Here is a 22,238-nt window from a genome sequence, read left to right as displayed (position 1 = left end):
ATCTTCCCGAACACTGCTGGCGTGCCTGGTACGCTCGCCGCATGCCCGCGCACGCTCCCCAGGATTCTTCGCTCCCTGTTCCGGATCCCTCTTCCTCTGCACGGCAGGCAAGTAATGGCCTCGGCACGGAGCCCAGCGCGGAACTTAGTACGGAGCTCAGCGCGAGCGTTCCCTCTCGGCAGCTCGCGGTGGCTGATTCGTTTCGCACGCGTGTGCGCGCTGACGTCACCGAGGTGCGGGGGCTTGCGCTGCACCTGGCACGGTTCCGTCAGTCCGCGATTGAAGCGTTGTCAGAAGTTGAGCCGTTGCTTGAGGTGTTTCCTAACCCTCAGGCGCCAGCTTCCGCTGATTCACGCCCAAATCTTGATTCGAACACAGTTTCGAATGCGCTAGATGAGTTCCTCACGGAGGCTCTGGAACGCATCGATGCGGCGGGCGAGGGGTTTCCGCGGCTCGAGCTGTGGCAGACGTCCCCCGCGCTAGGGAAGCAGGCAGCGCAGGAAGCACCAGGAACACAGGCAGCGCAGCAAGCAGGCAGTGCGCAGCCCCCACAGCAGGTGCCCTCTGTACAGCTCGTGCCCGGCTGGGAGCTATCGGTGGCGTTGCGACCCCTCCCTGTGATCCGGGACAGTATTGAGTTGCGTACCGCGCCACTGCCCGCAAGCCTCGTCTCCCCTGCTCGCAAGGGCCCGAATATTGCGGTCTATAGCGAGATTGCGCGCTCGCTGGGGTGCGAGGGGCTGCTGGTTGACGCCGATGGCGCGGTGATTGAGGGCACGACGACGAGTCTGGTGTGGTGGGATGCCGCTGGGCGTGGGTTCGTGGCGGCGTCTACACAGCGGGTGCCGTCGGTCGCCGAAGCGCTCGTTGCCCGTGAGGCCCGCAGCCTCGGGGCGCCGCTCATGCCTGCCACGGTGACTCCCGATCAGTTGGTCGGGCGCGACGTGTGGGCCGTGAATGCCCTGCACGGTATTCGCCCGGTGCGCTCAATTGATGGGCAGGCGCTGACGGTGCACGATGCGGGGCGCCTGGCGAGGTTTCGCCTCGCGCTTGATGGCACGTGGGAGCCGGTGCGCCCCTAGCCCTTCGGGAGGTCGCTATCCGGGGATCGCTCTCCAGGGGCGCTAGTTGCGCGGTGAGATGCCGCGGCGCTGGCGGGTGATGCGCCTGATCATCAGGGCGATATCAACGACGGCGTCGAGAATGGCGAGCCCGCCCGCGAACCCTACGGCGATGAGCCACCAGGGCCGGTGGTCGCTGGTGGCCACCCAGGCGAGGGCGGCCGATCCGAGGGCGAGTTCAGGGACGATCGAGAACAGCATGCGTGCCGGCTGGCGTACCGTTGCCGCGTAGATGCGACCGAAGATGCCCTTGCGCTCGATCTCGCTGGGCGATGCGGTGTCGTGCACCTGCAGCACGGCACGCATGGACGCCCAGAATCCGCCGGGTTCAACCCGGGTCACGCGCGCGGAGTCCTCGCCGTCTGTAGCAAACCCGCCAGCTTCAAACACGGCTGCGGCGAGCGCGGGTAGCTCGAGGACTGTGAGGACGCGGGTGAACCAGTGTTCGTCGGGCGGGAGCTGCAGGGCGGTGGCGAGCTGATGCGCGTCGATGTGGGCGAAGGCTGGGTCGCTCAGCAGGCGCGTCATTTCGGATTCGGGGTCGAGGTGGGGGTTGGCGAGGCTTGCGAGCACGGCGGCGAGGCCGGGGTGATCCCCCGTGATTGCCTCAAAGGTCTCCTCATCGCCCAGTACCGGTGTGGTGGGCGTCTGCCACGTGAGGGTGCACCCCTGGATAAGGGCGCCGCGTGAAGTGAGGATGGTGAGGTAGCGGTCTTCGCCGATGGCGCTGAGTTCAATGACGGGGGTTTCGCTGCGGGTCCAGCCGTGCCTGCCGGGGTCGGCCGCCGCATCTTCGAATCCAACGATGGTCCAGTCACCGTGGGTGATGGTTTCGAGGGGTGATTCGGCGTCTTTGGCGAGCATGGGCAGCAGGTCGGCCTTGCCTCGGAAGATGAGCACGGGCGCGGGGTCGTCTGCGTCAGGCAGCTCTACGACGATCGGCCCCGAGTCGCCATGGGCGTCATCGTCGGCACGGTCACCCGAGTGGCTTTCATCCGCGCCATCACCGCGTTCGAACGTATCTTCGATTTCTGTTTCGTTGGCGTCGACGTATTCGCCTGAGATCTCAACGTTGGCGCGTGTGGCGGCCGCGAGTTCGGCGCACAGCTCAGCGACGCTCAGGCCCTGCTGGGCCTTACCGTTTTCGAGCACGAAGACGCGTTCGTCTTCGGTGGCGGCGAGCGCGATAATCACTGAGCGGTCGGCTTCTGTGACTCCGGCGGCGCGGGCCAGGGCGCTCAGGTCGTATTGTCCGACTGCCGCGAGCAGGCGTCGCGAGCGCAGGTGTGCTGTCACCGTATCGACGGTGAGGGGGTAGCCGGGGTTGGGGTGGAGCTCTCCGGTGAGCCGAACGGCGGGTACGTAAGTCACCCGTCAACTGTAGTAAAAATGGTGGGTGGCCTGCAGCCGGGCCGGGGTGTCGCGGGTGCTGATGAAACAGCACCCGCGATGCCCCTGAAGGCATTTAGCCCTGAGGGCGTTTAGCCTTGTGCCTGCCTGAGCTGCGGGTAGGCCGCTTCGAGCGGGGCGCTGAGCGCCGCTTTCAGGTTGATGGCGGTGTCGTCGGCGAGTACTTCATACTCCCCCGCTTCGGTGGCGTCGAAGATCATCCCTACCAGTACGGCGGGGTCGGTCTTGGGGTCGGTGACGCCGGCCGCCATGGCGGTGTCGACCCAGCCCACGTGCACGCCGACGACCTGCACGCCAGCGGGCAGCAGTTCGATGCGCAGTGAGTTCGTGACCGACCACAGGGCTGCCTTGGTGGCCGAGTAGATACCCACGCTCGCGTGCCACGACAGCGCCGAGTGCATGTCGATAATGGCGGTGTTGCCGCCGTGCGCTGCCAACACGGGGGCGAATGCCCGCGAGAGGAACAGCGGACCGAGGAAGTTGACCTCGACGTTGGCGCGAATCTCGGCGTCGGTGTGGCCGAGCACGCCGGCGCTGTGCACGCCGGCACCGGCGTTGTTGATCAGCACGGTGACGTCGGGGGCCGCCGCAACGGCTGTCTGAATCGATGCCGGATCAGTGGCATCGAGCGCCAACGGCACGATGCGGTCGTCATCCCAGGTGCGCGGGTTGCGCGCCGAGGCGTACACCTTTGCCGCACCGCGGGCGAGGGCTTCGCGCACGAAGCGTGTGCCGATGCCGCCGTTTGCGCCGGTCACGAGCACTACTGCGCCATTGAGTGAAGTCATGTGTCTGCTTTCTGCGTGTGGTGGTGGTGTGCTGGCGGGTTAGGCGGTGGCCAGCGCGGGGTAGTCGGTGTAGCCCGCTTCTCCGCCGCCGTACAGGGTGGCCGGGTCGACCTCGTTCAGCGGGGCGTCGGTGCGCAGGCGCTCCACCAGATCGGGGTTAGCGAGTGCGAAGCGACCAATCGGCGCAATGTCGGCGAAGTTCGCGTCAATGTCGGCGGCGATCTGGTCGCGGCCACGGCCATAACGCACCACGAGCACGGCGGTCGGCCACACCTCGCGGAACGAACGCAACAGCTCATCGTCACCGATGTGGTGCACGTGGAGGTACGCGAGATTGAGGTTGGCGAGCTCGCCGACGAGGTAGCGGTACTGGGCACGCACGGCTTCTACCTCGCCCTCGTTGAGGCCACCGAGCGGCAGTGCCGGCGAGATGCGAATGCCGGTGCGGTCGGCGCCGATTTCGTCGGCCACGGCCTGCGCGATCTCGATCACGATGCGGGCGCGGTTCTCAATTGATCCGCCGTAGGAGTCGGTGCGCTCGTTCGAGTTGGGCGACAGGAACTGGTGCAGCAGGTAGCCGTTCGCGGCGTGAATCTCGACGCCGTCGGCACCCGCAGCGATGGCCGAGGCAGCCGCGTGACGGAACTCGGCAATCACATCAGCGATCTCCTCGGTGCCCAGTGCGCGGGGCACCGGAATAGGCTGCACGCCCGTGGGGGTGTGTGAATCCTCGCCGGGAGCGATCGCCGAAGGGGCGACCGGCTGGCGATGGTGCGGGGTGTTATCGGGGTGCGAGACGCGGCCCGCGTGCATCAGTTGGATGAACAGGTGCCCACCCTTCTCGTGCACGGCGTCGGCGACCTTGCTCCAGCCCGCAACATGCTCGGGAGTGTAGATGCCGGGGGTGTTCAGGTAGCCCTGGCCGTCAGCAGAGGGCTGCGTGCCCTCGGTGATAATAAGGCCCAGGCCGGCGCGCTGCCCGTAGTAGTCGACCATCAGGTCACTCGGGGTGCCATCAACGTCGGCGCGGTTGCGCGTCATCGGCGCCATGGCGAGACGGTGCTCGAGCTGCATGCGGCCCAGGGTAAATGGTGTCCACAGTGAAGAGGAGGTCATGAGGTGAGTTCCTTTACATCGCACGATTACTGACTACCGGTCGGTAGCCCGGCACAACGGGGCAATCAACACTGTCGTGAGAGAATGAGCGGAAGCAGATTCGAGGCCACGCGACAGTGACCATGATCATAACTGAGTGTACTCATACTTTATTCCCAGGAGGATACTTCTCATGACGTTCACAGCACCCGCGCTGGGTCGGCGCGAACGCAACAAACTCGAAAAACTCGAACGCATCACCGCTGCCGCCACCGAACTCTTCGCCACCCACAGCGTCGACGAGGTCACCACACAACAGATCGCCGACAAAGCCGATATCGGCGCGGGCACCCTCTTCCTCTACGCCAAAACCAAGGGTGAGCTGCTGCTGCTCGTACAAAACGCCCACTACGCCCAGGCGCTCGCCGCAGGGCAGGCCGCGGCCGCAAAGCTCACCGACCCGCTTGATGCGCTGCTCGCCATCGTCACCCCCGTCGTGCGCTGCAACCGGGTCCAGATCGAGAACGGGCGCACCTACCTGCGTGAAATGGTGTTCGGCGACCCGGGCGAACCGCACCACGCCGAGGCGCTGAGCATCGTCGCCCGCACCAAGCAGGCGTACGCCGAGGTACTCACCCGCGGTGGCGCGGTGACCGATGACACCGCGCGCACCCTCGCCCACGTCATCTCGTCGATCACGTTTCTCACCATGGCCAGCGGCGCGCATCTGCACCCCTCAACCGACGCGGTGATCGCAGATATTCGCACCCAGATCGCGGCGGTGCTGCCGCAATAGCGTACGCACGCCCGCGATCAGTTATTCACGAGCCCGCCATCGACCACCAGGTTCTGACCGGTGACGGCCCGCGACCACTCTGAGGCGAAGAACAGCGCCGCGTCAGCGAATTCGCGCGGCGTCGTCACCCTGCGCAGCGGGCTGGCGGCGGCAATGTATTCGAACACGGCGTCAGGGGTGGCGGCGCTCGCGTCGGTCGTGCGCAACAGCCCACCAGAAATCATGTTCACCGTGATGCCGTCGGGCCCGAGATCGTGCGCCAGTGTGCGGGTGAGTGAGAGCAGCGCCGCTTTCGCCGCGGTGTAGTCGTGGTACGGCACCACCGGGTGCTGAAACAGATTCGTGCCCACGGTAATGACGCGCCCAAATCCTCGCGCACGCATGCCGGGCAGCACCGCCTGCACCGTGTTGAGGGCCCCGCGCACGGTGCCCTCAAACTGCGCAGCCACGTCATCCCAGCCGATGTCTGCTGCCTTGGGTCGGTCATCGCCGTTGAACGAGAACGCGGGCAACGCGTTACTCACCACCGTGGTAATTTCGGTGCCAAAGTGCGCGGTGGCATCAGCCACGATCCGGTCGACCGCCTCACGGTCGGTCACATCTGCCTCCAGTGCAATCACGCGGCCCGCGCCGTGCTCTACTTCGAGTTCTGCGGCGAGCGCCGTCGCTGCTGCGTGGCTGCTGCGGTAGTTGATGATGACGCGAGCGCCCTGCTGGGCGAAGGCGCGCACGAGGTGGGTGCCGACGCCGCGGCCGCCGCCGGTGACGAGCACGGTTTGTTCGGAGATGGGGAGGGATGCGGGAAGCGGGGTGGTGTCAGTCATGAGCGTGAACCTTCGTTGGTCTGCATTGCGTGAGATACATGAGTGGTGTGCGTTATTTGCGGCGCCTGGGCCGCGCTCCAGAGCGCGTGGAAGTGGTTGATGGGCCCGTGGCCTGCGCCGACCCGCAGCTCGGCCGCCGACTGAATGCTGTCGGTGAGCCAGGCTTTGGTTTCGGTGAGCGCGCGCCGCCAGTCGCCGTGCACGGCGAGGCGTGTGGCGAGCGCGGCCGACATCGAGCACCCGGTGCCGTGGGTGTGCGGGGTGTTGATCCGGATCCCGTCGAGCACAAACGGCGCTTCGCCCGCGCCCACGAGCGCATCGGGGCAGGCCATGCCTGCGAGATGCCCGCCCTTGACGAGCACGCGGGTGCCGGTGTCTTGGGCGAGCCGCTCCCCTTGGTCGAGGGCGTGCGCCCAGTCGCGGGCGACGGGTTCGTCGAGCAAGATGGCAAGTTCGGGCAGGTTGGGCGTGACGAGATCGACCCGGGGCACGAGGGCGCGCAGGGAGCCCTCGGCGGTCTCGTCGAGCAGGCGGTCGTCGCTCGTGGCGATCATCACCGGATCAAGCACGACGATCGGCGGGGGGACCCGGGTCAGCCAGTCAGCCACGGCATCGATGATGGCGGTGTCGCCGAGCATGCCGATTTTGACGGCGTCAATGGTGACGTCATCACTCACCGCGTCGAGCTGAGAAGTGAGAAATGAGGCTGGTGGCGCATGGGTGGCGCGCACGCCGCGGGTATTCTGCGCGACGAGCACGGTGACGGCGGCCATGCCGTAGCCACCGTTCGCGGCGATGCTTTTCAGGTCGGCGTGGATGCCGGCGCCGCCCGTGGGGTCGGTGCCGGCGATGCTCAGCACGCGGGGTATCTGGGTCATGCGCTCCACTCCTCACGTAGCTGGGCCGCGGCTTCGCGGGCGTCTGTCGCGGCGCAGATTGCCGAGACGACGGCGATGCCTGCCGCGCCCACACGTCGCAGGGGCTGTGCGTCGGCCAGGCCGATGCCGCCGATCGCCACGCACGGCAGTGCTGCCTGCGCGGTGACCGCTGCAAAGCCGTCGATGCCGAGCACCGGCGGATGGTCGGGTTTGGTGGAGGTGGCGCGCACCGCCCCCACCCCGAGGTAGTCGGCGGTGCCCGCCGGTAGCGCGCGCACCGCGGCGAGGTGGGCCGCACTGTCTGCGCTCAGCCCGAGAATGGCGTCCTCGCCGATCAGCGCCCGCACGGCGCGAGGGTCGAGGTCTCCCTGCCCCACGTGTACGCCGTGCACCGCAGCCCCCAGGGCTTTCGCACGGGTGAAGACGTCGACGCGGTCGTTCACGAGCAGGGTCGCCCGGTCGCTTATTGCGTGTGCGAGCTGCAGCAGGGTCTCGAGCAGCTGCTCATCTGAGGCGTTTTTGTGGCGCAGCTGCACCGTGGTGGCCCCGCCCGCAACGGCGTCGATCGCGGTCTGCACCACCCCGCGCTCACCACACAGGGCCTCATCGGTGACGAGGTAGATCGAGAGATCGATGGCGCGCGCTGAGGCATCTGGCACTGAGATATCCGACACTGAATCGTTTGGTGCACTCATGACAGCCTCACCCGCGCTGCGACGGTTGCGGCGTCAAGATCGTGCAGCCGGTCGATGAACCGCCACCCGAAACTGCCGGGGCCCTCTGCATCTGCCGCAGCGAGCTCGGCGGCAATTGTATACACGGCGGTCGCGGCCGCCGTTGCGGCGAGCACATCCAGCCCACCACGCGGGCTAGGCGCGTGGCCGCCCGATGCTGCGCTCTCGTGTGTGAGCGACAGGAATGCCGCCGTGACCGCGCCGAGTGCGCAACCGCCCCCGGTGACCTGCGTAAGCAGCGGGTGGCCGTTCGCGACCCTGATGGTTTCAGTGCCATCGGTGATCAGATCGACCGCGCCCGAGATGGCAATCACCGCGCCGGTCGCCTCGGCCAGGTGAGTGGCTGCGGCGAGCGCGGTCTCGGGAAGATCGGTGGCGTCGACGCCGCGGCCGCCGCTCCCCTGGCCTGCTAGTCCGATGATCTCTGAGGCATTGCCGCGAATGGCGGTGGGTGCCAGTGCGAGCAGTTCGCGGGCGAGATCGGTGCGCACCGTCAACGTGCCGACGGCCACGGGATCGAGCACCCACGGGGTGCCGGCGTCGTGTGCCGCATGGGCCGCTTCAAGCATGGCGGTGCGCTGTTCGGCGTGGGGTGTACCCAGGTTGATCAGCACGCCAGAGGCGATGCGGGCGAACTGGCCGGCCTCAATGGGCACGTCGACCATGGCCGGGGCGGCGCCTAAGGCGAGCAGGGCGTTCGCGGTGAAATTTGTCACCACCGTATTGGTGACGCACTGCACGAGTGGGGCTCGCTCCCGCAGAAAATCGAGCATTTGGGCGCATTGTTCAGAGGTTAGACGCGTGCGCATCTATAACATCCCTTCGCTAGTACTAACTAGATCAGGTTCGACGGGTGTAATCTCAGCCCGCCATTCGGCGACGGGCACCCCGTGTCACAGAGCCCAACATAGCCCACGAGTTCAGAAACACCGAAATTTCATGTCACACAGCTACGACCAGCACCAAGTTTGCTCCGCACACCCACCAATCACTCAGTGACGGATGCCCCGTCTGAAAGCGACCGCCAGGCCTCCATGCTGTCGCGCCCAAATTGCCACGCGTGTACGTCAAGGCGAGTCGGACGTTCTTGGGAGACGGTGATGCGATCAATATTTCGGCCATTATTGGAATGCACGTGAATCCATCCGGGGGCACGCCACCAGACGTCGTCGTGGGCACCGTAGTAGTCGGGTGCGCCGAAAGCTACGTCGCTTCGCCTAGCAACGTTTGACCAGCCGTCCATGAAGCGAGCAAAGCCCACTCTGCTCCCGTCAACTTCCACCGCGGTGACGATTCTTCCCGTGCCCGACAGCTGTACGTGAGCACCGAGCTGCGTGCGGGCGTAGACGACAGTCGCATCGGTTTGGGGGCGCCCGAGCAGATCAAGATAGATTGTGTAATTGCCAGAACTACGCGACGGCATCGCCATGGTCGCATTCTGGCCGCTCATGACGGCGGTGAGCTTAACCAGGGTCGCGTTAGCCTGACCCGAGCTGAAGTGCACCGCCAATTCTCGACGACCGTACCGATACAAATCGGCATGCCCGGCCGTTGCTGAGGGCGGCCCCCATGCCGAGTGCAACTGTTCTCGCGTCGCTGGCCACGTCATGCCCGGGACAAGTGTTCGGGCATACTCATTCGGCTCATCGGCCTCGCCCGTGCTGATCTCAACCTGCGCGATCGCTATGTTGCCGTCTTGCACTTGAACTTTGAGCCCAGCGTCCCAAACAATGAGCCGCCCGATGCCGCCCGAAAGTATCTCGTGACGTCGCCGCGCTCCGCCCGTCTGCTCGATAACCTCAACAAATGCATCACTAAACTCGGGAGTCCCAAGCGTCTCAAGGAGACGCCCGAGGCGGCCCGGAGGAAGGGTCCATTGCAAAGTCGGCTCAATGCTGATCTGGGATAGGCCCCCGGCTTCGAATTCAAGAAAGACCCGAATCCCGTCCGCAGCAAACTCGTCACGAGTGGCGTCTACCGGCTCGCCCAAGATCAAGTGCGCAAGGTCGCGCGTGCTCCCCTGCGTGAGCCCGGCGATCAGCCCTTCGGGGCGCGGGTACGAGTTTTCGCCGGTGAGCAAGAATGTCAGACGATGCACTACCCCGTCCACGATGCACGGTTGCCAGGACTGAGCTGCAAGTTGCTGCACAACTTGAACGATGTCGTCCTCTGGCGTTGCCCCGAGTACGTCAGCGTGACGCCACAGTTCACCGTGAAATGGCGTCTCTATTGACCGCGATGGTGCCGGAGACCAGACTTCGGGTGTCTCTTGGCGCTTTCCTGGGTGTGATAACTCCAGCTCGGGGTGCTCGCCACGCCAGCATTCCATTTCGAAAGGCGTTTCTAGCCATCCCTCGGTCAGCACCTGAGCGTACTGTTCAGGGGTCAACGCGAACCGCGCGTCGGCTGAGCCATGCCCGACCTGCTGATCAACGCCGATCCACGGCCGCCCCGTCGTCGTCTCGACCCCCACATTGGGGCGTCTGAGTACTTGGACAAAGTGCTTGGGCACTGCTTGTTTGCGTTTGCGCGGCATCTGCGAATCACCCCCTGGAACACTCATTGGCTGAAGTAGCGACTGGCCAAGCTTCGCACAGTCGATTGGCGAGTTTCACCTATGTGGTGTGTTTCATCTGAGCCAAAACTACAAGCGCAAGATGTGCGTCAGAATCAACCGCGCCTCGACGCCCCCGATCAGGCCCGAGCTCTACTGCTTTCTCAGACCGTTCCGCGACCACACGCGTAGGGATCACCCATGATTCTGTAGTAGCTTCCGAGAGCACCCTGGGCGCTGGATTTTCTCCATCCTCGCTGCCATCGTACTGGTGCCGATCTTGGCTTTCATCGGCACTTACGTATGGGTACACAATGCCAATAATGCAGCTGCCCAACGAGTTGAAGAGCGCCTGCTGGCTTTGGAGCTGCCACAGCACACTGAGCTGGTGGATTCCTCATGGGCGGTCTCGCGGTTTGCCGGTGCAGGAAACGGCACGCATCAAGGGGGCCGCGCTCCTAATCCGAAGCAACCTCAAGCCAGAAGCCCTTGACTCGTTTTACGAAGCGCAGCCGGCAGATCAGCAGGTTATGGCAACAGACGGAGAAGAGATTGGCCGGGAGTCAATGCTTTTTAACGCGGGCACTGACCAAAAGCCCTTCGGTGGAACCAGCAGAAGTAGCCGGTCAAGCAAAACGTGGGAGCGAGGCCAATAAGCGGCCTCGCTCCCACGTTGGTCACGCGCGATCCGGGTCACGATTTTTGATCCGGATCATGCTCGCCCGTGCCTCACTCAGGTGTGACGCAGCACGCCGCCTTCCCGCCGCACGAGTCCCGTAGCGTCATCTCGCAGGTCACGCGGAATCGCCACTTGGGGTGCGGGGACGCACGTGCTGCCGTGCCGATCGATACAAAGTAGAAGGAGTCGATCCAATGATCTTCGGGATCAACTCAAACTTCTCTAGTTTCGCTATGCCTGTTCGTACATGGCGATGTAACGGCCGACTACGCCACCAACGCGCAGCTTGTCAATCGCCTCGGGGATTTCAGCCTGAGTGATGAGGTTGATCGGCGGGTTTAGCTGGCCAGACTTCATGAGCTCGTAGAGCGCCTCGAGGTCTTCCTTGGTGCCAGACTTTGAACCCTTGATGGTGAGCTGATTGATGATAATCGGGTAGGTGTTGATGGTTGCCTCAAGGCGACCCATTCCGACCTGAACAAACGTTCCGAATTCAGCAAGCGTCTCAATGGCGGCGGCCGTAGTTGTTCCGAAACCGGCATAGTCGACGATCAGGTCGAGGTTCTTATCCTTGAACGCATCAATCGAGTCGGCAATGCCCGCGAGTCCGATCTCGTCAGCCAGCTTCCGCGTTTCGGGGTTCACTTCAGCGCCATAGACTTCAGCACCAGAGAGCGCCGCAACGCGCGCGCCGATGTATCCCAAGCCGCCAAGTCCGATCACGCCGACCTTCATTCCGGCTTTGGCCCCACCGACGGCCATGATCGCGTGGTAAGCCGTCAGACCAGCATCAGTCGCCATCGCGCCGAGCTCGAAAGAAACCTCGTCGGGAAGTTTGACCAAGTTGTCGTTGGTGGCGAGTAGACGGGGGCCAAAGCCACCGTCCCATTTGCCGTAACCTAGGGCGTCGCCATCGCTCATCACCGGGGCCAGGCCGACGCGGTCGCCGACCTTCCACTCGTCCATGCCCTCGCCGACTTCAGTGATTACACCGGCGTTCTCGTGCCCCATGGTGCGAGGGAGCTCTGGGAAGAGTGGCATCCAACCCGCGTCATCCAGAGCAGTCACGTCAGAATGGCAGATCCCTGCAGCCCTCACCTCAACCACGACCTGCCCCGGCCCGGCGTGCGGCTCTGCGACCTCATTCAACTCGAGCGGCTGGTTGGTACCGGTGAACTGCCATGCCTTCATGAGGGAATCTCCTTTTGTATGCGCATGTATCTAACTCACTGTATTGCAACGGCCTAGGAGCCCAAATTATTCCCAATCATACGACGAATCGGGCGGTTTTGAATTCTGTTCGAACGCTTACGACATGCTACCTTTCGCTGCTCAGGTTGCCAAGGCCAGCCGCTCCGCCCGCAACTCCGCCGGCACCTCAGCGTGCGTGATCAGCAGCACCGAGCGGTCTGCCGGCACCGCCTCCATGAGGTCGCGCAGCAGCTTGTCGGCGAGCGGGCCGTCGACACCGGCGGTGGGCTCATCGAGCAGCACGACCGGGAAATCGGCGAGCAGCACGCGGGCGAGCGCGATGCGCTGCCCCTGGCCGCCCGACACGAGCGCGCCGCGCTCACCGGTCCACGCATCGAGGCCACCCCGCGGGCGTGCCCAGTCGGCGAGCCCCACCCGCTCGAGCACGGCCCAAAGCTCGTCATCGGTAGCGGTGTCGCGCGCGAACTTCAGGTTCTGGCGCAGGTCGGTGTCGAACAGGTGCGGGGTTTGCTCGCACAAGCCCACGGTGGCGCGCAGCGTGTGCGTCGGTATCGACCGCGCCTCGACTCCCCCGATCAGGTACGAACCCTCGTAGTTCAAGAATCCCTCAAGCGCGAGGGCGAGCGTGCTTTTACCAGCGCCGCTCTCGCCCGTCACAATAAGGGTTTCGCCCGGGCGCAGGGTCAAGTTCACGCCGGCCACCGCAGGCCGCGAGGCCCCCGGGTGGCGCACGGCGACATCGATAAGCTCGATCGTCGTATCTGCAAGCGGCGCGACCGCGCCAGTTCCCGCAGCACCGGCAGCCGGCGCTTCAAGCACCGCACCCTCAGCCAACTCAACCGGCAGTTCAGCGGGTAGCTCCCCCTCGGTGAGCCCTGCGACCCGGTCGGCACTCGCGCGCACCGCGCGGGCGGCCGCAAATGCCGCCGGCACCTGGGCGAAGATCTCAAATACCGCGGTGGGCAGCACGGTGACGGCGGCCATCAGCGGCGCGTTAAGCGCACTGGGTGCGACGAGCAGAAGCGTGACGAGCGTCGCAGCCCCCGCCCCACACGCCAAGATCGCGCCCGTGCGGCCCGCTGATCCGGCCCGCCCCAGCTGCACGCGTGACAGCTGCGCTTCGGCGTCGGCGATCGTGGCGCGCGCCTGCCCCAGCGCGCCAAAAGCTGCGAGGGCGTCGGTGCGGGTGAAGCGCTCGAGCAGCGCATCGCTCAGGCGGGCCCGGGCCGCACTCAGCTCGCGGTCGTACGAGCCCGCTGAGCGTGCGGCGAGCCAGATGGCGAGCGCACCCGAAACGGCGAGCGACACGAACAGCACCAGGGCGGCCACGGGCGAAATCAGGGCGACCGCGATGAGCGACAGGGCGACGACGATCGCGCTCGTCACGAGCGGCCCGCGCACCCGCAGCGGCTCGTCTTGCAGCTGATCAACGTCGTCAACGAAGGCGGCGAGCAGCTCACCGCGGCGGCTCGTGGGCAGCGCCCCCGGAACCCTCGGCACCAGCGCCGTAAACGTCTCTGCCCGCAGCGGCGCCAGCTGGGCAAGGGCCGCATCGTGCGTGTTGAGCCGGTGCGTGTATCGCAGCGCGGCCCGCCCAATCGCGAGCGCCCGCACCCCCACGATCGCAAATGTGAGGTGCAAAATGGGCGGCTGTTCTGCCGCGCTCACGATCAGCCACATGCTCAGACCGAGCAGGCCCACGACGCACAGGTCGGCCAGCGCGCCCAGTGTATTGCCGGCCACCGTTTTCGCGCGCGGCGGCAGCGCACGCGCGATCACGCGCTCGCGAGGTGTTACTGCGCTCATGAGGAAGCTCCCTGGGTCACGGTCGGCACTGCGGGGTCGGTATCTTGCGACGCAATTTCGTGGCGATCACGCTGCTCCGGATCGCCCAGCGTCACCACCCGATCGGCCGCGGCCAGCACGGCGGGGCGGTGGCTCACCACGAGCACCCCGCGGCCGGCGCTGGCTTCGGCGCGCAGCATGTCGCAGATGCGCGCCTCGGTGTCGGCGTCGAGCGCCGAGGTGGGTTCGTCGAGCATGATGATCGGTGCGTCGTGTGCCCAGGCGCGGTAGAGGCCGCGGGCGATGGCGACGCGCTGCGCCTGCCCGCCCGAGAGGCCGCTGCCCAGGGCGCCCAGGGGGGTTACGGGGTCAACGTCGGGCAGTTGCGCGGCGTGCAGCGCCCGCACCACGAGCACCGGGTCTGGGGCATCGTCGCCCAGGGCGACGTTTGTGGCGACCGTGCCACGGGCGAGATCTGGGCGCTGGCCCACCCAGGAGACGGCGCCCGGGCGGCTGAGGCGGCCGCTCGTGACCTCGGCGAACCCGAGCACGGCGGCGAGCACGCTGGATTTACCGGCTCCCGAGGGCCCTGCAAGCGCCACGACTTCGCCGGGTGCGACGGTGAGCGAGACGGGGCCAGCGACCTGGCGTGCCCCGCGGGCCACGGTGACATCCTCGAGCGTGAGCGTGGAGGCGGTGTCGTCGCCGGCGCTGTCGGCAGCGACCCCGGGAGCCACCTCGTCAGCCCCGCCCTCGATAAGCGCGAACACATCTTGCGAGGCGGCGAGCCCCTCGGTCGAGGCATGGAAGGCCGCACCGACCTGGCGCACGGGAATGAACGCCTCGGGCACGAGCAGCAGCACGAAGAGGCCGAGCGCGAGGGGAAAAGCGCCCTCAACGAGGCGCGTGCCCACGGTCACCGCGACGAGCGCAATGGAGAAGGTGCCGGCGAGGTCGAGCACGAAACCCGAGAGAAAGGTAACCCGCAGCACCTTCATGGTGCGCACGCGGTAGTCGTCGGCCTCACGCGCGATGCGTGCGGCCTGGCGGTGTTCCCGCCGAAAGATTTTGAGGGTGGAGAGCCCCTCGACCGCGTCGAGGAACGACCCCGAAAGCCTGCGCAGCTGCGCCCACTGGCGATCTTGCACCGCCTTCGTGGCGAGCCCGATGAGCACCATGAACATCGGAATCACCGGGAACACGATGAGCACGGTGACCCCGCTCACGGGGTCGGCGAGCAGAATCGTGGCGACCAACACGGGGGTCGCGATCACCGCGAGAATCAGCTGCGGCAGGTACCCCGAGAAGTAGCCGTCGAGGGCGTCGAGGCCGCGCCCCAAAATGGTGCTCGTTTCAACGGTGCCGGGCGCGCTCGCCGGCGCACTCACCCCAGGGCCATCCCCGCCGGCGGGCCCCATGGCCCGCCGGTCGAGGGCGTTAAGAGCCGCGCTGCGCAACTGTTCCTTCGCCCGCACCGCGCCGCGGGCCGCGGTGACGTCCATCGCCCAGCCCGCAAGGGCGCGCACGATAAACGCCGCCGCGGCGTAGGCGATGAGCTGCGGCAGTTGCCGCTGATCCGGGGCATTTTGGGCGATCTGCCCCGCCCCTCCACCCGCGCCAGCGAGCACCGGCAGCGCGATCACCGTGAGGGCGTTCGCGAGAAACCAGCACCACGCGATGGTCGCGAGGGTGCGAATGAGGCCGAGGCCTCCGCCGAGCGCAAGCACGCGGCGGGCGGCGGAGGCATAGCGCAACAGGCGCGGGTCGAGGGGTTTCATGGGTTAGTGCGCTGCCGTTTCTGCCGGAATGGCGTCGCGCGAGATGCGCCGGCGGAAGACCCAGTAGGTCCACGCCTGGTAGGCGATGACGAGCGGCATCGTGAACACGGCCACCCAGGTCATCAGTTCGAGCGTCTTGGGCGAGCTCGCGGCCCCTTCGATCGACATCGAGAACGCCGGATCAATGTTTGAGGGCATCACATTGGGGAACAGTGCGAGGAAGATCGCGAGCAGCACGAACGCGATCGCGATCGCGTTGCCGGTGAAGGCCCAGCCCTCACGCCCGCGCAGGTTCGCCACCCACGCCGTGATCAGCGCGACCGCGGCAACCGCCGAGGCGGTGACGATCAGCCAGATCATGTCGCTGTCGAGGTGCTGCATGATCGTCCAGATCAAGAAGGCTGCGCCCACCACGATGGTGACGATGCCCGCCTTCGTGGCGAGTGCGCGTGCGTTGTCGCGCATCTCGCCCGTGGTCTTCAGCGCCACGAACACGAGGCCGTGGGTGAAAGTGATCAGTAGCATTGCGAGCCCGCCGAGCAGCCCGTAGGGGTTGAGCAGGGTGAGCAGCGTGCCTTCGAAGAGCCAGCCGCCTCGTTCCATCGGCACGATCGGCATCCCCTGTGCCAGGTTGGCGAATGCGACGCCCCACAGCAGCGGGGGCAGCACCGACCCCCAGAAGATGAATTGGTCGAACCACTTCGTCCAGTTCTTGCCCTTGCCCTGGTGGCGGTATTCAAATGAGACGCCGCGCAAAATCAGGGCGACAAGAATGAGCAGCAGGGCGAGGTAGAAGCCCGAGAACATCGTGGCGTACCACTCGGGGAACGCGGCAAATATGGCGGCGCCCGCGACGATCAGCCAGGTTTCGTTCAGATCCCAGACGGGGCCAATGGTGTTGATGATGACGCGGCGATCGGTGTTGTCTTTGCCGAGAAACGGCAGCGACATCCCCACGCCGAAGTCGAAGCCGTCGAGCACGAAGTAGCCAATGAGAAAGGCGCCAACGATGAAGAACCAGAGTGTGGTGAGTTCCATGAGGTGTCTTCCTTTCTAGTAGACCGTCGCGAGCGACTGGTGGTCGGTGTCGCCGTCAGCGGTCTCGCCAATTTCTGGCGGGCCTGCCTTGGCGGCCTTCGTAATGAGTTTGAACTCGAGCACCGCAAGGCCGCCGTAGACGATGGTGAACACCGCGAGCGACACCATCACGGCCCAGGCCGGTACGCCCGGCGATACCGCTTGTTCGGTGGTCATCACCCCAAACACGATCCAGGGCTGGCGGCCCATCTCGGTGAACACCCATCCCACGAGTGAGGCGAGCATCGGCAGCGGTGCCGTCCAGATCGCAACATTCCAGACCCACTTGGGCAGCTGCACCTGCTTCTTGCGCGTGATCCACAGGCCAACGAGCGACACGAGTGCTGCGAGTGCGCCGAGGCCAATCATCCAGCGGAAGGCCCAGTAGGTGATCCAGATAATCGGGGCGAACTGGCCATCGGTGGGGCAGGTGAGCAGGGTGTCGCCTGCACCGCAGTACATCTCGGTGTAGGTGCTTTGCAGGTCACGAATGCCCTCCACACTGCCGTCGAAGCTGCCCGTTGACAGGAACGACAGCAGGTACGGAATGCGCACCGAGAAGATTTCGTGCGCGCCATCGGGGGTGCCGAGGCTAAACAGCGAGAACGAAGCGTCGGCGCCCGAGGCTGAGTCATAGAGCGCCTCGGCCGCGGCCATCTTCATGGGCTGCGTTTCGGTCATTACGAGGCCGAGCGAGTGGCCCGAGAGGCCAACGCCCAAGAACCCCAGAATGTTGGTGACGGCACCAAACCTGAGGGTGGTGCGCATGTCATCAACGAACTGGTTGCGCTTGAGGTGCCAGGCGGCGACCGCGACCATTACCGTGCCGGCAAACATGACCGCGGCGAAGATAGTGTGGGGAAACTGGGTGAGCGCGACGGGGTTTGTGAGCACCGCGACAATGTCAGTGAGTTCTGCGCGCCCCTTCTCGTCATTGAGCTCGTAGCCCACGGGGTTTTGCATGAAGGCGTTGGCGGCGAGGATGAAGTAGGCCGACAGCACTGAGCCCACCCACACGCACCAAATCGTGGCGGCGTGAATCTTCTTGGGCAGCTTGTCCCAGCCAAAGATCCACAGCCCAATGAAGGTGGCTTCGAAGAAGAACGCGATCAGTCCCTCCATCGCGAGCGGGGCCCCAAAGATATCGCCGACGAAGCGGGAGTAGTTTGACCAGTTCATGCCGAACTGAAACTCCTGCACGATGCCGGTGACCACCCCCATCGCGAAGTTGATGAGAAAGATCTTGCCAAACAGTTTGGTGAGGCGCAGGTACTTCGGGTTATCGGTCTTCACCCACACCGTCTGCAGAATGGCCACGATCAGGGCCATACCCACCGTCAGTGGCACAAAGATGAAGTGGTACAGCGTCGTTAATCCGAATTGCCATCGCGCCAGATCAAGGGCGTCGAGCATAAAGTACAAAGTTGGCTCCTGACTATGGAATTGTTCCCAGCCAAAAGCTAGAAACCCCGTAGTGAGATCTGAGAGAATTTCACCCCCAGAGCGTTCAAACTTGCGTTGAACACTCTCAAATTTATCGAGATTTTTACCTGATCGCGAATGCATTTTGACGTCAAGATTTCTTTAGCTTCACGTCAAGATTGTCTTCGCTTCACGTCAAGATTGTCTGCGCCGCGCGGCTCCCCCGCGCCACCCCCGAGCCCCGCGCAATCCTTGAGGCACCCATTCGTTTCGGTACTGTTGCAAGTGCAGCAACATGCTGCGCCATGCGACCTGGGCCGGTGCGGCCCCACCTAGGCGTCGCGGGCCCTGATTCGCTCACACACTGCGATGCGCGCCTGAGCAGTTTGCCGCGTACACGAGGAGATCGATTCACGATGATGGGCTTCAACCACGCAATCTCAGGCGCCGCCGCCTGGGTGGCGGTTGCGTCTACCGCACCCGCGTTCCCCGCGCTCGGCATCGTCGAGGTCGAGCCCTGGCAGCTGATCACCGGCGCGGTTGTGTGCGCGGGTGCCGCGCTGCTGCCCGACGCCGACCACCACAACGCCACCATCGCGCATTCGATTCCGGTCGCCGGTCGCGTCGCGGCTGGTGCCGCGGGTTCAATCACCGGCGGGCACCGTCACGGCATGCACTCGATCCTCGCGATCATCGGTTGCTGGTTTGCCACCGGGTTCATCGGCACGCTCAGCGCGCAGCCTACGTGGTGGCACCAGGCGATTCCGTGGGGCGCCGCCCTCGCCGCGGCCGCGCTGTTTACGTTCGCATTCAAGGTGCTCACGATCGCAAAAACGTGGCCGCTCGCGTGGTTGATGGGCATCGTGGCCGCCGCCGCGCTCACCCTGTTTCTGCCCGACCAAATGGGCTGGTTTCAGCTGTGCGTCACGGTCGGTTTCACCGCGCACATCGCGGGCGACTTTCTCACCTTTGAGGGCATCAACTGGTTCTGGCCGCTCAAGTTCAAGGCTCCCAAGGTTGTGAAATCGCTGCCCGTCATCAGCAAGATCTGGAAGGGGAACGGCTACTTCGCGCTTCCCATTTTGGGGCGCACCGGATCCCTCGCAGAGCGCGTGCTGGGCACCCTGCTGGGGCTCTATGCCCTCACCGGCCTTATCGCGAACCTCATCGCGGTCTACATTACGAAATAGCCCGGCCACGGCCGGGGCGCCAGCATATGGACGCCCCTCAAGCCGAACCGCGTACACTGAACAGGTGACATTGAACGCCCAGCCCGATTCCCGCCCCCGCTTTGCGGCGCGCTTTGAGGACTGGATGCAATCGCACCGGGCCAAGCGCGCGATCGCGCAGGGAAAAACCCCGTCAGTCATCCCATACATTGGCTACGGCACCACCGAGTGGGTGCGCGTGCTCGGCCGCGTGCTGTACTTACGCCCCGACAGCCGCGAACACACCCGATTTCGCCCCGATGTCACCGCTGTTTCTCGCGTGCGCGGCTGGCGCACGTTCACCAGCTTGTCGGTGCCGCATCAGCCGGTGCAGGTGCTCGTTGACGGGGTGCCCGTCGCCGAGGTGGTGGCCGATCGCGGCGGCGTCATCGATTCCATCGTGCCCGTATCGCTCGATTCGGGCTGGCACACGCTCACCTTGCAGACCGGCGACAGCGAGGCCGCCGATGCGCCCGTGAAGATCGTTGACCCGCAGGCGCAGCTCGGCGTCATCTCAGACGTCGACGACACGATCCTCATCACCGCGCTCCCCAAGCCGTTTGTTGCCGCGTGGAACAGCTTCGTGCTCGATGAACACGCCCGCAGCGCGACCCCCGGCATGGCCGTGATGCTCGATCACCTCACCGCTCACCACCCGGGCAGCCCCGTCATCTATTTGTCGACGGGCGCCTGGAACGCGGCCCCCGCGCTCAGCCGCTTCTTGGCGCGCAATCTGTACCCGATGGGCCCCCTGCTGCTCACCGATTGGGGCCCCACGCACGACCGTTGGTTCCGCAGCGGTCAGGAGCACAAGCGCCGCGAACTGCAGCGCATTGCCCGCGAGTTCCCCGATATGCGCTGGATCTTGATCGGCGACGACGGCCAGCACGATGAGGGCCTGTACCACGAGTTCGCGACCGCCTACCCACAAAACGTGGCGGCCGTGCTCATCAGGCAGCTCTCCATCAGCGAGGCTGTGCTCGCCGGCGGCCGGTCGAAGGCGCGCGTCAACCGCAGCACGAGCGGTGTGCCCTGGGTGTATGGCCCCGATGGTGCGACGCTGCGCGAAGAACTCAAAAAACTCGGGTTGCTGTGACCTCACCCGTAACTCGCCCGTGGCGCCGCTTCGAGCGCAATTTAACTGGCCGTTTTACGGTGAAGGTTCGCCCCTCATGGTTCCAGCTGCTCAAGGGCGCTGCTGCCTCGATCATCACGTGGTTTGTGTGCGCCGCGATATTCCCCGATCAGCTGCCGCTCTTCGGTGCGATCGCCGCGCTGCTGGTGATGCAAGACAACGTCGACCAGTCGCTCACCCGCGGCATCGAGCGCGTCATTGGCGTCTTGCTCGGAGTTTCGGTCGCCATCGGCGCCGGCACCGTATTTGGCAATGCATCGTGGCTGTTCATCGCCGCGATCCCGGCCGCCATGGCCGTGGGCTGGCTGCTGCGCATGACCCCGTCGTCTGCGAACCAGATCGCCATCAGCGCGCTGCTGATGATCGCGCTGGGCGGTTTGAGCCTCGATTACGGGGTGGAGCGGTTCGTGGAGACCGCAATCGGCGCGGCGATTGGGGTGCTGATCAATGCGCTCGTGGTCGCCCCGGTGCGCAGCTCGTCGGTGCACGAGGCGATTGCGACGCTCACCGACGATGCGGCGCTGGTGCTTTCAGAGATCGCTGACGGGCTTTCTACCCCGCGCGATGAACCGTGGCTTGCGCAGATGCTCGCGAACGCGCGCGCACTGCAAGATGAGCGCAGGCACGTGCATCAGTTGCTGCGTCAGGCGCGCGAAAGCCTGCGGTTCAATCCTCGCGGCCGCCGCTACGCCGAAACGCTCGCCGATGACGACGACCAGTTTCAACGGCTGCAGCCGATCGTCACGCAGGTGATCGGTATGGCACGCGCCCTCACCGACCTCTACTCCCCCGAGCTCGCCGCAGACCCGGCGGTGCAGGGCATGGCCGATGAGATGCGCCGCGCCTCCCACGATCTTTCGCGGCTGGTACACGAAAGCGCGGGCGAGTTCGAAATGATCGAACCACCCGCGCTCACGAAACCGTACGTTATTCCGCAGCCCAACCCCGAGCACTGGGTGCTCATCGGCTCACTGATGGAAGATCTGCGGCGCGTGCGGGGCCGGATCACCGGAGAGATCGTCTGACCCCGCACTACAGGCGGCGTACCGCCCGGTAAGGCTTACGCCTGGAGTGCTGCCTGGATGTCGAGCGTGATCGTGACATCAGAACCGAGCAGCAGGCCACCCTTTTCGAGGGGAGCGTTCCAGCTCAGGCCGAAGTCTTCGCGCTTCACGACGGTCTTGGCGGTGAAGCCGACCTTGTAGTTGCCGTAGGCATCTTCGCCGAAGCCACCGAGCTCGAACTCGAAGCTGACGGGCTTGGTAACGCCGCGCATGGTGAGGTCGCCGTCAACGATGAAATCGCTGCCGTCGGCACGCACGCCGGTCGACACAAACGTGAGCTCGGGGAACTCGTCAGCGAGGAAGAAGTCACCGGTGCGCAGGTGGCCGTCGCGGTTCTTCTCGTTCGTGTTGACCGAAGCAACCTCAGCGGTGGCGGTCACCTTCGACTCGAGGGGGTTCTCTGCGGTCTCGAACGTGGCCGAGAAGTTCTCGAACTTGCCCTTGACCTTGCTGATGGCGAGGTGACGAACCGAGAAGCCGACCTCCGAGTGCGTGGGGTCAATGGCCCAAGTGCCAACGCGGTAGCCGGGGATCTGTTCTGCGGTGATCGACATGCGATGCCTTCCTATCGTGGTCTGGCCGGGACCGGCCTCACAGAAGGATAACGCCGATTGGGCGACTATATTCCCTTGCATCTAACTTTTTTGAAAAAGTTTTTTCACGGGACCGTTTGCGTTC

General features: G+C 65.1%; 19 protein-coding genes and 1 riboswitch. Of the genes, 5 read left to right on the top strand and 14 right to left on the bottom strand.

Going from position 1 to position 22,238, the window contains the following annotated elements; all coding sequences use genetic code 11:
• Positions 1-41: 41 nt before the first annotated feature.
• Positions 42-1,082, top strand: coding sequence for an aminotransferase class IV (locus JOF28_RS01295; RefSeq protein ID WP_209704117.1), 1,041 nt, complete (start codon positions 42-44; stop codon positions 1,080-1,082).
• Positions 1,083-1,124: 42 nt separating this feature from the next.
• Here JOF28_RS01295 and JOF28_RS01290 read toward each other — a convergent pair whose 3' ends face one another.
• The 3 genes from JOF28_RS01290 to JOF28_RS01280 all read right to left on the bottom strand — a co-directional run bounded on the left by JOF28_RS01290 (position 1,125) and on the right by JOF28_RS01280 (position 4,435).
• On the bottom strand, positions 1,125-2,492 hold the full coding sequence (locus JOF28_RS01290) for a hypothetical protein (protein WP_209704116.1): 1,368 nt from the start codon (positions 2,490-2,492) through the stop codon (positions 1,125-1,127).
• Positions 2,493-2,602: 110 nt separating this feature from the next.
• Positions 2,603-3,319: an SDR family oxidoreductase gene (locus JOF28_RS01285; RefSeq protein ID WP_209704115.1), complete on the bottom strand. Its 717-nt coding sequence runs from the start codon at positions 3,317-3,319 to the stop codon at positions 2,603-2,605.
• A 39-nt stretch (positions 3,320-3,358) separates the two neighbouring features.
• On the bottom strand, positions 3,359-4,435 hold the full coding sequence (locus JOF28_RS01280; protein ID WP_209704114.1) for an alkene reductase: 1,077 nt from the start codon (positions 4,433-4,435) through the stop codon (positions 3,359-3,361).
• A 172-nt stretch (positions 4,436-4,607) separates the two neighbouring features.
• Here JOF28_RS01280 and JOF28_RS01275 point away from each other — a divergent pair, with 172 nt between their 5' ends.
• On the top strand, positions 4,608-5,210 hold the full coding sequence (locus tag JOF28_RS01275; RefSeq protein ID WP_209704113.1) for a TetR/AcrR family transcriptional regulator: 603 nt from the start codon (positions 4,608-4,610) through the stop codon (positions 5,208-5,210).
• Positions 5,211-5,227: 17 nt separating this feature from the next.
• On the opposite strand, the gene JOF28_RS01270 is transcribed toward JOF28_RS01275, so the two are convergent.
• The 10 genes from JOF28_RS01270 to JOF28_RS01225 form a co-directional block, all read right to left on the bottom strand.
• A complete protein-coding gene (locus JOF28_RS01270; protein ID WP_209704112.1) occupies positions 5,228-6,034 on the bottom strand; it encodes a 3-oxoacyl-ACP reductase in 807 nt (268 codons plus the stop codon).
• Positions 6,031-6,912, bottom strand: coding sequence for a bifunctional hydroxymethylpyrimidine kinase/phosphomethylpyrimidine kinase (gene thiD / locus JOF28_RS01265; RefSeq protein ID WP_209704111.1), 882 nt, complete (start codon positions 6,910-6,912; stop codon positions 6,031-6,033). Before thiD ends, JOF28_RS01270 begins: the two co-directional genes overlap by 4 nt.
• Entirely contained in the window at positions 6,909-7,607 is a 699-nt protein-coding gene (thiE, locus tag JOF28_RS01260; protein ID WP_209704110.1) for a thiamine phosphate synthase, read from the bottom strand. Before thiE ends, thiD begins: the two co-directional genes overlap by 4 nt.
• Positions 7,604-8,455, bottom strand: a complete 852-nt coding sequence (gene thiM, locus JOF28_RS01255) for a hydroxyethylthiazole kinase (RefSeq protein ID WP_209704109.1) — start codon at positions 8,453-8,455, stop codon at positions 7,604-7,606. The genes thiE and thiM overlap by 4 nt, the downstream gene beginning before the upstream one ends.
• Positions 8,447-8,547: riboswitch (TPP riboswitch) on the bottom strand. (Overlaps the previous gene by 9 nt.)
• Before the next feature lie 87 nt (positions 8,548-8,634).
• On the bottom strand, positions 8,635-9,744 hold the full coding sequence (locus JOF28_RS01250; protein WP_209704108.1) for a hypothetical protein: 1,110 nt from the start codon (positions 9,742-9,744) through the stop codon (positions 8,635-8,637).
• 1,366 nt (positions 9,745-11,110) lie between these two features.
• The gene (locus tag JOF28_RS01245) at positions 11,111-12,070 is read right to left on the bottom strand and encodes a zinc-binding dehydrogenase (protein WP_209704107.1); all 960 of its coding nucleotides are present in this window, start codon (positions 12,068-12,070) and stop codon (positions 11,111-11,113) included.
• A gap of 141 nt (positions 12,071-12,211) precedes the next feature.
• Entirely contained in the window at positions 12,212-13,897 is a 1,686-nt protein-coding gene (cydC, locus tag JOF28_RS01240; protein ID WP_209704106.1) for a thiol reductant ABC exporter subunit CydC, read from the bottom strand.
• A complete protein-coding gene (gene cydD / locus JOF28_RS01235) occupies positions 13,894-15,654 on the bottom strand; it encodes a thiol reductant ABC exporter subunit CydD (protein ID WP_209704105.1) in 1,761 nt (586 codons plus the stop codon). Before cydD ends, cydC begins: the two co-directional genes overlap by 4 nt.
• 3 nt (positions 15,655-15,657) lie before the next feature.
• Positions 15,658-16,692: a cytochrome d ubiquinol oxidase subunit II gene (gene cydB, locus JOF28_RS01230; RefSeq protein ID WP_209704104.1), complete on the bottom strand. Its 1,035-nt coding sequence runs from the start codon at positions 16,690-16,692 to the stop codon at positions 15,658-15,660.
• Positions 16,693-16,707: 15 nt separating this feature from the next.
• Entirely contained in the window at positions 16,708-18,144 is a 1,437-nt protein-coding gene (locus tag JOF28_RS01225) for a cytochrome ubiquinol oxidase subunit I (RefSeq protein WP_209704103.1), read from the bottom strand.
• Between the two features lie 425 nt (positions 18,145-18,569).
• On the opposite strand from JOF28_RS01225, the gene JOF28_RS01220 reads away from it, so the two are divergent.
• From JOF28_RS01220 to JOF28_RS01210, 3 genes are all read left to right on the top strand, one after another.
• Positions 18,570-19,343: a metal-dependent hydrolase gene (locus JOF28_RS01220; RefSeq protein ID WP_209704102.1), complete on the top strand. Its 774-nt coding sequence runs from the start codon at positions 18,570-18,572 to the stop codon at positions 19,341-19,343.
• Positions 19,344-19,467: 124 nt separating this feature from the next.
• Positions 19,468-20,457: an App1 family protein phosphatidate phosphatase gene (locus JOF28_RS01215; RefSeq protein ID WP_209706669.1), complete on the top strand. Its 990-nt coding sequence runs from the start codon at positions 19,468-19,470 to the stop codon at positions 20,455-20,457.
• Entirely contained in the window at positions 20,454-21,521 is a 1,068-nt protein-coding gene (locus JOF28_RS01210) for an FUSC family protein (RefSeq protein ID WP_209704101.1), read from the top strand. The genes JOF28_RS01215 and JOF28_RS01210 overlap by 4 nt, the downstream gene beginning before the upstream one ends.
• A 35-nt stretch (positions 21,522-21,556) precedes the next feature.
• Here JOF28_RS01210 and JOF28_RS01205 read toward each other — a convergent pair whose 3' ends face one another.
• Positions 21,557-22,114, bottom strand: a complete 558-nt coding sequence (locus tag JOF28_RS01205; RefSeq protein WP_209704100.1) for a YceI family protein — start codon at positions 22,112-22,114, stop codon at positions 21,557-21,559.
• Positions 22,115-22,238 lie beyond the last annotated feature (124 nt).

The sequence above is a fragment of the Leucobacter exalbidus genome, from assembly GCF_017834145.1.
Classification (GTDB): Bacteria; Actinomycetota; Actinomycetes; order Actinomycetales; family Microbacteriaceae; genus Leucobacter; species Leucobacter exalbidus.
This window is presented reverse-complemented; position numbering and strand designations above follow the sequence as displayed.